This window comes from Gordonibacter faecis (genome assembly GCF_030077735.1).
In the GTDB taxonomy this organism is placed as follows: Bacteria; Actinomycetota; Coriobacteriia; order Coriobacteriales; family Eggerthellaceae; genus Gordonibacter; species Gordonibacter faecis.
Window position 1 is genome coordinate 58975 of record NZ_JASJEU010000008.1, and the last position, 12781, is coordinate 71755.

General features: G+C 56.4%; 8 protein-coding genes. 6 read left to right on the forward strand and 2 right to left on the reverse strand.

Annotated features, from left to right (window positions below; genetic code table 11):
- Positions 1-54: 54 nt before the first annotated feature.
- Positions 55-1191, reverse strand: coding sequence for a UDP-glucose 4-epimerase GalE (gene galE / locus QNJ86_RS04615; RefSeq protein ID WP_283831422.1), 1137 nt, complete (start codon positions 1189-1191; stop codon positions 55-57).
- Between the two features lie 444 nt (positions 1192-1635).
- On the opposite strand from galE, the gene QNJ86_RS04620 reads away from it, so the two are divergent.
- Positions 1636-3048: a phosphohexomutase domain-containing protein gene (locus QNJ86_RS04620; protein WP_283831423.1), complete on the forward strand. Its 1413-nt coding sequence runs from the start codon at positions 1636-1638 to the stop codon at positions 3046-3048.
- Positions 3049-3379: 331 nt separating this feature from the next.
- On the opposite strand, the gene QNJ86_RS04625 is transcribed toward QNJ86_RS04620, so the two are convergent.
- Positions 3380-4339 carry an ORF6N domain-containing protein gene (locus QNJ86_RS04625; protein ID WP_283831424.1) on the reverse strand — a complete coding sequence of 320 codons (960 nt, stop codon included), beginning with the start codon at positions 4337-4339 and terminating at the stop codon, positions 3380-3382.
- A gap of 1030 nt (positions 4340-5369) precedes the next feature.
- Here QNJ86_RS04625 and QNJ86_RS04630 point away from each other — a divergent pair.
- The 5 genes from QNJ86_RS04630 (at position 5370) to QNJ86_RS04650 (ending at position 12724) form a co-directional block, all read left to right on the forward strand.
- Positions 5370-8330, forward strand: a complete 2961-nt coding sequence (locus QNJ86_RS04630; protein WP_283831425.1) for a leucine-rich repeat protein — start codon at positions 5370-5372, stop codon at positions 8328-8330.
- 119 nt (positions 8331-8449) lie between these two features.
- Positions 8450-9802 carry an InlB B-repeat-containing protein gene (locus QNJ86_RS04635; RefSeq protein ID WP_283831426.1) on the forward strand — a complete coding sequence of 451 codons (1353 nt, stop codon included), beginning with the start codon at positions 8450-8452 and terminating at the stop codon, positions 9800-9802.
- A gap of 299 nt (positions 9803-10101) precedes the next feature.
- Complete coding sequence (locus tag QNJ86_RS04640) at positions 10102-10752, forward strand: YtxH domain-containing protein (protein ID WP_283831427.1); 651 nt, start codon at positions 10102-10104, stop codon at positions 10750-10752.
- Between the two features lie 150 nt (positions 10753-10902).
- Positions 10903-11925, forward strand: a complete 1023-nt coding sequence (locus tag QNJ86_RS04645; protein ID WP_283831428.1) for a PRC-barrel domain-containing protein — start codon at positions 10903-10905, stop codon at positions 11923-11925.
- Positions 11918-12724, forward strand: coding sequence for a TVP38/TMEM64 family protein (locus QNJ86_RS04650; protein ID WP_283831429.1), 807 nt, complete (start codon positions 11918-11920; stop codon positions 12722-12724). The genes QNJ86_RS04645 and QNJ86_RS04650 overlap by 8 nt, the downstream gene beginning before the upstream one ends.
- Positions 12725-12781: the final 57 nt, after the last annotated feature.

Consider the following 12781-nt stretch of genomic DNA (forward strand, 5'->3'; position numbering starts at 1 on the left):
CCCGCGCGCTGTGGTTTGTCAGCGTGCGGGTCGTTCGTGTTCTACCAGGAAGGCTTACGCCGTGGCGTACCCGTCTGGGTTGCCCGACTGCCAACGCCAGCTGTCGGCGCACATGCGGTCCAGGTCGTATTCCGCCGTCCAGCCCAGTTCATCGCGCGCTTTGTCGCACGCGGCGTAGTTCTCGGCGATGTCGCCCGCGCGGCGCGGCTTAATCTCATAGGGAAGCTCGCGCCCGCACGCGCGCTCAAACGCGTGCACCACATCAAGCACGCTTGAGCCCTTCCCCGTGCCCAGGTTGAAGATGCCTACACCGCGCCGCGTGCCGTCCACTGCCGGCTCGCCCGCAAGCGAGCCCAGGCCGCGCGGCTCGCCGGTGCCCACTTTGCCGCCCATCCAATCGAGCGCCGCCACGTGCCCGCGGGCCAGGTCAACCACGTGAATGTAGTCGCGTACGCCCGTGCCGTCGGGGGTGGGGTAGTCGTCACCGAACACGCCCACGCGCTCAAGCTTGCCCACGGCCACCTGCGCCACGTAAGGCAGCAGGTTGTTCGGAATGCCCTTCGGGTCCTCGCCAATGAGGCCGCTCTCGTGCGCGCCGATGGGGTTGAAGTAGCGCAGCAGCACGACATTCCACTCATTGTCGCCCACGTAGAGGTCCGTCAGCACCTGTTCAAGCATGCTTTTTGTTTGGCCGTAGGGGTTCGTGGCATCGTGCTTCGGGCAATCCTCGGTAATGGGAATGAACTCGGGTTCGCCATACACCGTGGCGCTCGACGAGAACACGAGGTTCTTCACGTCGTGAGCGCGCGCCACATCGCACAAAACCAGCGTGCCGGCCACATTGTTCCAGTAGTATTCCAGCGGCTTCTGCACGCTTTCGCCCACGGCCTTGAAGCCGGCGAAGTGGATGATGGCGTCGATGTCGTGTTCCGCGAAGATGCGCTCAAGCGCGTCGCGGTCCAGGATGCTGGCCTCGTAGAACGCCAGGCGCGGGTCGTCGGGCGCAAGGCCGGTGATCTGCCGCACGCGGTCGAGCGCCACGGCACTCGAGTTGCTGAGGTCGTCCACCACCACGACGCGATACCCCTGATTCAGCAGCTCAACGCAGGTATGGCTCCCAATAAACCCGGCGCCTCCTGTCACGAGCACGCATGTTTCGCCATGATCTTTCGCTAGGCTCTTGTTCGCCATGGTCCCTCGCTTTCGCCCTGTGGCGCACCCGCGCCGACATTTCTTGTTCCCACTATCGTACCAGCCCCCGCTCCCGCCCGCCGTATTGCGCGACAAAACACCACGAGCGCGTGTCAGCAAGTTGAAAAAGGTCTTCGATAATTATCCTTGATAAAGAATAAATAAGCGATTAAGATACCTACTAGAGCAGGAACAACAAGCATACTCTCCTCCTTCTCTTCACTCGTCCACCACAAGGCCGCCTCCCCCTAGCGGCCTTGTGGTGCCTCTCGCAAAAAGCACCCCCCCTTCCACCACTCATTTTTCGTCACTCATTTACTCCTTGTGCATCGACTTGGTGAGATTTGGGCGACGGGGAACGTGCATTGACTATAATAGGAAGGACTAGAGCGCAGCGCGGGCGAACGTTCGGCCTCGCTGCTTCCCGTGCGGAAAGGACACCCAGTGGCAGATATTCACTTCGGTACCGACGGATGGCGTGCCATCATTGGCGAGGACTTTACGGACGAAAACCTCGTGCGCGTGGTTGACGCGGCGGCGTGCATCTTCAAGGAAGATGCGGTGGCCGCAGGCCGGCCCGCCGAGGCACCAGGCACGCTTCTTATTGGTCACGATTGCCGCAAGGATGCGCACGCGTATGCCCAGCTGGCAGCCCAAGTTGCGGCCGCGCACGGCTTCAACGTGAAGCTCACGCAGGACTACTGCCCCACGCCGACGCTGTGCTGGTCGGTGGCGCAGGATGCGGAAGCCGTGGGCGGCATCATGCTCACGAGCAGCCACAACCCGGCCGAGTACCTGGGCGTGAAGCTGCGCATGGCCGACGGCGGCGCCGCTGGCAAAGAGTTCACCGACCGCGTGGAAGCCGTGCTGCCCGACGCGGCCACCGATGCGCGTGGCGCGTATGAGGAAGTCGACCTCATGACGTCCTACCTCGCGGCTCTGAAAAAGCTCGTGGACGCCGACGCCATCCGCAACGCGCACCTGCGCGTGGTGGTGGACCCGCTCTACGGCGCCGGCCGCAAGCACCTGGCGGGCCTGCTGCGCGACCTGGGCGTGGAAGTGTGCGAAATCAACAATGCCGAGGATCCCACGTTCGACGGCCTGCATCCCGAGCCCATTCCGCCTTGGGTTGACCGCTGCATCGCGAAGGTGCCCGAGCTGGGCTTCGACGCGGGCTTCATCAATGACGGCGACGCGGACCGCATCGGCGCGGTGGACGAGCACGGCAACTTCGTGAACCCGCACCGCATTATCACGCTTCTGGTGTCTCACCTGGCCGAAGATAAGGGTCTGCACGGTCGCGTGGTGTCCACCATCACGGCGTCGGCCATGCTCACGCGCCAGTGCAAACGCCTGGGGCTGGAGCTGACCAGCACGCCCGTGGGCTTCAAGTGGATCTACGCCGAAATGGAGAAGGGTGACGTCATGCTGGGAGGCGAGGAATCCGGCGGCATCGGCATTCCCAGCCACGTGATGGAGCGCGACGGCCTGCTGATGGCGCTGCTTCTGGCCGAGACCATGGCGCAGCGCGGCATGAGCCTAGGCCAGCTCGTCGATGACATGTTCGAGAAAGTGGGCAAGCTGGAATTCGAGCGCCGCGGCCTTACCATTACGGAAGACCAGATGGCGAACTTCCGCGCGAACATCGTGCCGACGTATGCGCCCGACGAGATTTGCGGCAAAAAGGTGGTCGACGTCGATCGCCGCGACGGCGTGAAGTTCTACCTGGAAGGCGACGCCTGGGTAATGATGCGCCCCTCTGGCACCGAACCCCTGGTTCGTATTTACGCCGAAGCCGAAACCGTTGACGAAGTCCGCGCATTGTTGGACGCCGCAGAAGCCGTTGTAACAAAGTAAAGTGCAAGGGGGGCGACCAAGCGGTCGCTCCCCAAAAAATGTGACGCGCCCGCGCACCATAAAAGTCTGACGCGCTTACGCGCTACCTATTACGCCAAAATGTTGCATGCTCTTGGCATTTATACAGCATTTTGATCAGCCAAGATGCCAAATTGGCATCTTAAAATTCACTCTCCCCGCGCAGCGGTCTTCGTTGCGTTTCCAAAAGTGTGACGCGCTTCGCGCTATTGATTACACCAAGAGATACCTACCCTCCCTACGACTATGACGAGGGCTTTTTCATGTACCATAAACCTAACTAAAAAGATAATTTTCGCAAAGACTCAGTTCACTATTGCTTGAGGCACGTGAGGATAGCGTTTGCGGCTCCTTCGTCCTCCAAACGAGCGATGCCGAAACTCTTCTTTCCGGCATCCTTGAGAGACGCGCCAACAAGGTAGGCTTCCACTCCGTCGAGGATAAGGAAGCGGTCATGGAAAGCGGTGCTGTGGCGCACTTCGAGCTGCGGATACTGCGCGTTAAAGGTGTCTACGTCGCCTTGGGTGAGGTGGGTGCGCGGATGGGTCCACACAATGACGGCCACCCCTGGAGCCTTTTTGGCGAGAATGTTAAGCGTGCCTACATCGACGTAGCCGTCTATCAGAACAATCTCGCGTTCTGCCTTCTGAACCAGTTCCACTAGCAGTTCAAAAGCGTCATAGATCTGGCCGTCGAAAAACACTTTCTGTTTGGGAGCTTCATGCGTCTCCATGTAGTCGAATACACGCTCGAAGCGTTCATCAGTGGTTTTCTGATACTGAAGTTGTCGTAACTCTACGGCGCGGATCTGCTCGAACAACGCGGCATTGCTCGCGATGAAATGCCGCATTTCGACGAAGGCATCCATTATTTGAACGCTCACACGGATGGCTGTTTCGCTCCTGAGCACCGCCGAAAGCATTGCTACACCTTGCTCGGTGAAGGCGTAGGGCATGTATCTACGTCCGCCTCTGCCGTTTTCCGCGTTTGAGGTCACAATTTGTGACCTCAAAGAATCGGACTCCTCTTTAGTTAGATGGAAGCGGAATCTTTCAGGAAATCGGTTGATGTTGCGCCTGACAGCCTGATTCAACGCCTTGGTCTCAACCCCATAAAGCATCGCCAGGTCACTGTCGAGCATGACCTGCGTGCCTCGAACCGTGTAGATGAGGTTGCGGATCACCGGCTCATTTGAAGGGGCGAGCAACATGCCTCCGCTTGCCCCTTCTGTTTTTATGACGCTGGCGGATAAGCCCTTCTCTTCTTCCGTCATCGTACCCGCCCCTTCTCCCGGTATCATGTGTAGCAGGATATCGGATGTCAAAAATCATCTATAACTATAAAGATAAACTTCTAACAAGTGATTCATGAATCGTCCTAAAACGTGACGCGCTTCGCGCTACCTATTACGCCAGAAAGCAGCTGCCCTTCCTACCACTATGACGAGGGTTCTTCCAAGTACCATAAATCTAACTAAAAAGGTAATCTTCGTAGGGGCGCCCTTTCGCGCGCAGCGCAAAAACGCAGGTCAAGTTAGCTTTCATTTATTAACGTCCACCAGGTACGTCAACCCTCGTAGGGATGCTCTCCAGAGCATCCGTTCGCGCGAAGCGCGAAAACAGGGAAGCCGATTGTATTCTCCGCCTTCGGCGGAGCGGATGCTCTGGCGAGCATCCCTACGAAGGTAACCTAACAGATAAGGTTAACGTTATCTACATATGCCCGCGTCATAAGGCGAGGGTAGGCGGGGTGTTTTGGCGTATTAGGTAGCGCGTAAGCGTGTCACTTATTGTGGAGAAAATGTGGAGGCGGGAAGGTGTTGGGTATGGGTCTTGCTGGGGTGTGAGGAATATGTTCTACCTGCGGGAATGGGGGTTGGGGGTATGGAATCTGCCAGCAATGGGGGAGATCGGGTACTCTTCACAAACTCCCTCCGCGTGCTACCATGCCGAGCATATCCCACACCTAGTGGGGTACGTGCATCGGGAAATGCACTCAGCTTTTGAGTAAAGGGACAATGGAAATGAACAATCGTCGAGCATTAAGGCTTGGCAAAGTAGCGTGTGCAGCAACTCTTACACTCACACTTGCCACAAGCCCACTTACTGCCTTCGCAGACACTGCAGAATCTGAAAATCTCCGGGGGGGGGGGGCTTTCTGAGCCTCTAGCCGTCCAAGGCGAAACTCCAGGAACTACCACAAGTACTGAATCTCTTGCGACTACGGTCGCCCTTCTTGAATCTCAAACAACTGGATCACTCCCGCTCATACAAGGAACTCCTAAAGCAACCCTCGGAACCTTCGTGTCCGAAGGCCTCATCTTCGAAGTGAACGAAGACGGCACAACAGTTTCTCTTGTTGGCATCAATGCCACCGATCTCAAAAACATCTCCGTCCCCACCCAGGTTTCAAGTGGTAATGACACCTACACGGTGACTACCCTCAAAAACCTTGGGGGGGGGGGGGCATTCACTGAGTATTCTGTAGAATCACTCTCTCTTCCTGAAACAATCAAAGATATCGACGACGAGGCCCTCAAAGGTTGCCCGTCGCTCAAGCATGTCCAGATAAGCCCCAAGTGTGAGGGCTTTATCTCGTTTGACGACATGATATTCACCAAAGACTACTCGCAACTCCTGCTCATTCCCGAGGGCAAGGAGGGCGCTGCTTCTCTCCCCGACCAGTCCACCCTTGTCTCTGCCACTGCATTTTCCCGGTGCAGTGTGCTTTCTCAAATCCTGGTCGGGGACAGCGCCACGTTTACCTCATATGACGGAGTGCTCTACTCCAAGGACCTAAAAACCCTGGTTGCTTGCCCCGCAGGCATCGGCGCTTCCATCGTGATTCCCGCTGAAACAGAATCCATCGACAAGGATGCTCTCTCAGGCTGCAAAGACCTCGCATCTATCACCGCGCTGGGTAACGTTCAAAAGATCGATCCCACGGCCTTCTCCGACGAAACCAAAGCAACAGCAGTAGTTGCTCTCCCAGCAGGTGAGGACTACGACTCCCGCAAGTCAACCTGGGAGAACGCCGGCTTCCAACACTTCACCGAACCCGCTCAACCTGGTGCAAACACAAACCAAGACACCGCCAACGAAGCCACTGGCCTCACCTACACCCTGCTCAACGACTACACCCTCTCCGTCTCCTGGCAAGGCAAAGACGACCCCGATGCCACTCTCGAAATCCCTGCATCAGCTGAGATCAACGGCGTGTCCTATCGCGTGAGCACCATCGCCGAAAACGCCTTCGCCAACCGCGGTTCTCTCACGAGTGTGAAACTCCCAACCACCATCACTGCCATCAACAACGGAGCTCTCGCAGGTTGCGCAAACCTCTCAACCATCGACTTCCCGAACACCCTACGCACCATCGGCGAGCGCGCCTTCGAAGCCACCTCCCTCAAGGACGTGTGGCTTCCTGCCAGCATCAACTCCATCGGCTCCCGCGCCTTCGCCTCTTGCTCCAACCTTGAGCGCGTAGTCGCTCTCGGCACTCCCGAAGTCACCACCGACGCCCTCGCTGGCTGCACAAACGTCTCGATCTACATTCCCTCCGGCTCCGAAGACACCTGGAACCCAGGTCTTCCCCCCGACAACAATCACCTCATGCCCTACGGTATCACGCTCTCCGAAGAACCCCTCGCCCTTGAAGCCGGCCAAGAAGCTGACCTTCTCGAAGGGGGCAACCTCCAAGCCCCCGACCCGATAAAAGCTTCCTACTCCTATGCTGCCGCACCTCTATCGGTGGATGCTGGTCGCGTGAGCGCCAAGAAGGCAGGAACTTCTGACGTCACCGCTGTGCTCATGTTGGATGATGTAGAACTCTCTCGTGCAAGCAGGACAGTAGAAGTCTCTCCGAGCCCCGATGCTGAAACCAACATCGTCCAGCTAAACTCCGAGGTATCCCTTCCTTCAACGTATCTCGCAGACCTCCGCACCGCTTCCGCACCCATCAGCGTTGACGCTCCTTTTGCTGTTACCTTTGGCCAAGATGCACCCTACGACGTGGCGGAGGATAAATCTCCCACTTCTATGGAGGCATCAGCTAAGTTCATCAACAACATGGATGTTTCCGTACGGCTTTCCAAAGTTACTTGCACATCACAAAACTTTAGCAACGTTTTAGCGGCTAACCCTGGTGCTCAAGGTCTCATGAATCAGAAGCTTTTCAGTCTTTATCCTGAGGGTACAACAGACGACAACAAAATGGTTAATTTTGGCTTTGACCCATCTGTAAATGACGTGACTCCCAGAAACCCAGGCGCTTTCACCATTTCGCCTAAAGCCTCATCCTCTTATATCTTCCGTCTGAATCTAGCCAACGCTAAAGTCAATCCAGCTGTTGCTGATGCTGGCATCACGACGCAGAATCTCGCTACTGTGATGTGTACCTTCGAAGCAGCTCCGCTTCTCGGTTTTGGCAATGGTGATGTCTCGTCGTCCTTCTACTTGAAGGATAAAAATACCAGTGAAGTGTATACAGCAGCCGAAGTCAAAAATCATGCTAACGCAATTGCCAGTGGCAATACAGTTATAGAAGCAGCATATCGGTCTTTCATGACAGACGAGAACACTTATGAATGCAAGGCTATCTGGGGTAATACTTCCTACGAAATACGTATCATCGGCATCAACCACGATAAACTCGTTGAGCGGACAGCTGATGGTCGCACAGTAGCTGGCCTTACATTCCAGTTCAAAGATTTACTTAAAACAATGTATCCAGTTAATAGTAAAAAGGACGCTAATGACTGGGGTGTTAACTCCGGCGGTTGGGGCGAAAGTGAGTTGCGCGCTAGGATGAATCCTGGCACAGATACTGTCGTCTACGGTACCGATGACAATGAAATTTGGGATTCTGTTCCAAATGATCTTAAGAATAATATTGAGACCGTTATAAAAAAATCTAGCCCACATGGTTCTAAAACCGCAATCGCTACCACTTCTAATGACAACCTTTTTATTGCAAGCTATTACGAACTTGGGGGGTCGGTAAAGAGCGGGTGGGAGACCTATATATGGATGACCGAGGAGGGCGCACAGTATGATTATTGGAAAGGAAAAGTAATCCCATACGGGTATAACGAGGCTTTGAAAAAGAAGTGCGAAGTGTCTTCGACGTTATACGATACTTGGTGGGAAAGGACTATCCCTCCAAGCAGTTCTACAAGTTTCATGCTTGTGAATCGAAACGGTGAAACCGACAACAATAATCATGCAAAAATGTCGTACGGCGTGTGCCCCTGCTTCTGCCTCTAATCTTGCATTCAGAATCTACCGGGGTTGTGTCCCCGGTAGATCACCACCTTCTTTGCAACAACAGCAGCTATCCCTGTGGCTTTCAAGCTTCGGGGTTCAAAGAAAGGAACGTGCCAGCCATGCCGAGCACGAGATATATATTGAAGTCAAGTACGCGGCACGTAGGTGCCGGCATCCTTGCGCTTCTGTTTGTCCTTGTAACAGCGTTAACGCTTGTCTTACCTGCTGTAAAGGCCTATGCAGCAGGCAGTGGAAGCACCTCACTTGGCATCATGATCATTGACTCGTCCAAGGGTCAAAGCGCCTCCCCAGGCACCACCAATCTTGGCATCCGTGTAACCAACTCTAGCGTTAAGTTCGAAACAGAATACATCCTCACGCTCAACTTTAACGATACCTCGGGTAACACCTCAACGGTGACCGCAATCTACAACCAGCTTCTTTCGGCTATTACTGATCTTCCTTCGCGTACAGGCTATACCTTCCTTGGCTACTATGACTCACCAGAGGGCGGCAAACAAATCTACGACAAAGACGGCACGAGCACTCTTGTTTGGAAGACAGCAAAAGACACTACGCTTTTTGCTCATTGGCAAGCTACAACTACGCTGGTCTCGTTTGATCAAAACACAGGAACAGGTGGACAGACTGTTCAGGTGACTGCTACGTATGATTCTGATATGCCTGCTATTACGGCTAAACCCACAAAGGGAAACCATATCTTCTTGGGCTACTTCGACGATGCCAGTGGTGGCACCAAGTACTACAACGCTGATCTTACGAGCGCCACCAAATGGAACAAAGTAGATGCTACTGCTACCCTCTATGCCCAGTGGCAGATAAACTCCTACACCTTCACCTGGAACGCTAATGGAGGTAACTGGAGTGGATCTTCTGATGACAAGACCACCACGGTCAACCATGATGCGTTGGTGACTCCACCGAAGGAACCCTCTCGTCCTGGATATAAGTTTGATGGGTGGTACAAGGAGGGACTCACTGTCCCTTGGGACTTCAAAACTGACAAGCCAACGCAGAACACCACCCTTTACGCCAAGTGGTCGGAGCATATTGTGTGTGATATTCCTGTCTCAACGGTGTTTCAAATAGATGCTAAAGGAGACGTAACTGACATTACCGGTAAGAGTCATGCGTTTGTTTCAGATACTGATGCTCCTATAGTGGTGACCTCCGCTACAAGTGCGCTGCTTGCAGGTGCTGATACGTTGTTCCCCGATGAAGCAGCAATGAAAGGTGTTGCCATTTTGATTACGCCTAAGGGAGGCCAGCAAAAGTCCATCCCGCTCCCAACAGCAACCCCTGCAACTCTCGGCTGGCGCATCGAAGCGAACACGACCTTGCCCGTCACCTTCGGCTTACACCTTCCTGCAACTGCCCGCTTAAACTACCTGGCAAACGATGGCACGGCTGAGATAGCCAGCATTTCCTATACCGTTTCTCTCGCTTCCTAATGAGGTGCTCGCCGCCTCAGCCTCCGAGAGGCGGTGCACACATATCTGCGGCAGGGACCACCCGTCCTGCCACATAACCCGCAGGCGCGCCTTCCCATCACGGGCGCGCCTGTTGGTGGTTCCTCATCTGGTTCAACCACCTCGCCAACCGCACAAAACATACCCCCGCCCCACCTTCGCTTTCCCCTTCTCAGCAACGAAACGTCAACTGAATTCTATTGCGCCTGTGTTTTCCCTCGCTGGCGGGGGAGGGTGCCCCTATAATGAGCGAATAGACAAACGTCCTGAAGGAGGCAGTTATGGGCAAGAAAATAGGAGCATTCCTCGTCGGCGGGCTGATTGGCGCCGCCGCTGCGCTTTTGTACGCCCCGCGATCCGGGCAGGAGACGCGCGCCCTCGTTACCGAAAAGGTGAACGCGGCATGGGGTGAGGCGCAGGAACTGGGCGCGCAGGCGTCCGCTGGCGCTCAGCAGATGTACCAGGATGTCACCAGCAAGGGCCAGGATATCGCCCACGACGTGGCATCGAAGGGTCAGGATTTCGCGCATGACGTGGCCTCCAAGGGCCAGCAGGTCATGCAGGATGCCCAGGCCAAGGGCCAGGAGCTGTACGGCGCGGCCAGCGCTCGCGTGCAGGAGGCGGCCGACACCATTAAGCCGGCGTTCTCTGACAAAAACGACGAGTTGCGTCAGAAGATTGAAGCCGCACGTCAGCGCATCGCTGCTCAGGTAGCCAAGAACGCCGAGCAGGCGCACGAGGCCGTCAGCGAGAAGATTCCCGTGGCTGCCGATGCGGCTCAGGACGCGGCCGACACCGCGAAGGACACGGCCGAAAAGGTTGCGGACAAGATTGAGGGCGCTCCGGAAGCTTCCTCTTCTGAGACTCCGCAGTACGCGCCGGCTGGTCAGCCGGGCGGTTCGGACATCGCGGAAGGCAAGCAGCAGTACTAGTAATAGGTACAGCGACAGGCGGCGGCGCAGAACGTCGGGCGGGTTTCTCCTGCTCGGCGGGCGTCGCCGCTTTCGCATGGACGGCGTGCCGCCGCGTTGTTCGCCTGCGCTGTGAGAGGGCGCATGCGGGCTGCGGGCAGGAGGGCGCGCATGGGGGATAGATACATGGCCAACCAACTCATCAGCACCGACGAGCTTATTGGCGTGCGCGTTGTCGGCGGCAAAAACGGCACGCGCCGCATCGGCAAGGTGCGCCGCATCGTCTTCCATCCCAAAGAGCGCCGCGTGGTGGGCTTCGTGGTGAAGCGCCCCGACTTGCTGTGGATGTTCCGCCGCAAGGATATGTTTGTGGCGATTGACGGCTACGATTTCGAAGACGGCCGCGTGGTGGTGCACGACGACCCGTCGGCCACCGACCGCGGCGCGTGCAAGGCGCTCGGCGTTGACTGGGACGAGTGCGTGCTGTGGGTGGGCCTGCCCGTGATGACGGCGGACGGCGACGCGCTGGGTATGGTGGGCAACGTTACGTTTAACCGCCTGACCGGGGCAATTGATACGGTGATCACCGACTCGGGTGCCACGGCGAATGCGCTGTTGGGCCGTCGCGAGATTTCCGCAAGTATGGTGAAGGGCTTCCGCCGCGGCATGGGTGCGGCGCTGGCGCAGACAGGAGCCGAGGGCCAAGAGGGCGACGAAGTGGTGCTGGGCGCCATTTTGGTGTCCGACGAGGCGCGCTCACTTGCGGTTGAAGGCGGCTTGGCCGAGAAGGCCGGCGAGACTACGGCCGTGGTGTTGGATAAGGCGCAATCGGCTGTTGACAAGGCGAAACCCGTGGTGAGCGAGGCTGCCAAAAAGACGGGCGAAGTGGTGAACAAGGGCGCGTACGCCACCGGCAAGCAGATTGCCGCCACCAAAGGTATGTTCTCCGGGTTCAAGGAGGAGTACCAGAAGGCGCGCGGGCCGAAGGCGAAGGACGACGGGGACGCGCAGGCGCTTGAGAAGGCGGAGCCCGCTGGTGCGAAGCCGGCGGCCAGCAAGCCCGCAGCGGCATCTGCAGCAAAGCCCGCGGCCAAGAAGCCGGCCGCCAAGCCCGCCACCAAGAAGCCCGCTCCCAAGAAGAACATGTTCGCTGCGTTCAAAGAGGAATACGACAAGGCTCGTCACGATGACTGATAAATTCAACACGGGTAAAATCAAACAAAAAGTCGAAGAGCGCAAAGAAGAGTTGCACGAAAAAGCCGAGCAAGAGGTAGTCGTCCGCGGGCGCAAACTGGAAAAGGGCGATATCTTCAAGTTTGTGGGGCTTATTGCGTTCTTTGCCATCATGATTATAATTTGTTTGCTCATCTGGCCTTATATTGCCGACATTTTTGAGCCGGGCGGGCTGGATCGCGTCATCGCCGACGTGCGCAACGCAGGCCCCGTGGGCTTCCTTATTCTGCTGGGGCTGCAATTCTTGCAAATTGTGGTGGCGTTCATTCCCGGCGAGGTGGTGCAAATTGCGGCGGGCCTCTTGTACGGCCCGTGGCTGGGCGCGCTCATTATTTTGTTGGGATGTATCCTGTCCAGCGCGTTCATTTTTGCGCTGGTGCACAAGCTGGGCGCGCCGTTCGTGCAAAGCATCGTGCCCACGAAACACCTGGAGAAATTCCGTCGCTTCGAAAAATCTGGCAAACTGAACATCATCGTGTTCATTCTGTTCCTCATTCCGGGGTTGCCGAAAGACGTGTTCACGTACCTGGTGCCGCTCACCGACATGCGCATGCGCACCTTCCTGTTGCTGTCGAACCTGGGGCGCATTCCGGGCATCATCGTGTCCACGTACGCGGCTGATGGCCTGATGGAAGGGCGTTTTGTAGAAAGCGCCATCATTTTTGGCGTGGCGGCGATTATCGCCATTTTGGGCATTGTGTTCCAGAAGCGCATTATGAGTTTTCTGGAGAAACGTACGGATCATCGCAAGGACGACTAGGCTCAAACGTTTGGGCTTCGGAGCGTCCGGATTTCGGACTTTTGGATCTTTAGGAAA

What these genes read in the sequence shown, in the direction of transcription:
- QNJ86_RS04625 (WP_283831424.1), bottom strand. Translation starts at nt 4,339, where the DNA reads ATGACGGAAGAAGAGAAGGGCTTATCCGCCAGCGTCATAAAAACAGAA.
- QNJ86_RS04635 (WP_283831426.1), top strand. Translation starts at nt 8,450, where the DNA reads ATGCCGAGCACGAGATATATATTGAAGTCAAGTACGCGGCACGTAGGT.
- QNJ86_RS04640 (WP_283831427.1), top strand. Translation starts at nt 10,102, where the DNA reads ATGGGCAAGAAAATAGGAGCATTCCTCGTCGGCGGGCTGATTGGCGCC.
- QNJ86_RS04650 (WP_283831429.1), top strand. Translation starts at nt 11,918, where the DNA reads ATGACTGATAAATTCAACACGGGTAAAATCAAACAAAAAGTCGAAGAG.
- galE (WP_283831422.1), bottom strand. Translation starts at nt 1,191, where the DNA reads ATGGCGAACAAGAGCCTAGCGAAAGATCATGGCGAAACATGCGTGCTC.
- QNJ86_RS04645 (WP_283831428.1), top strand. Translation starts at nt 10,903, where the DNA reads ATGGGGGATAGATACATGGCCAACCAACTCATCAGCACCGACGAGCTT.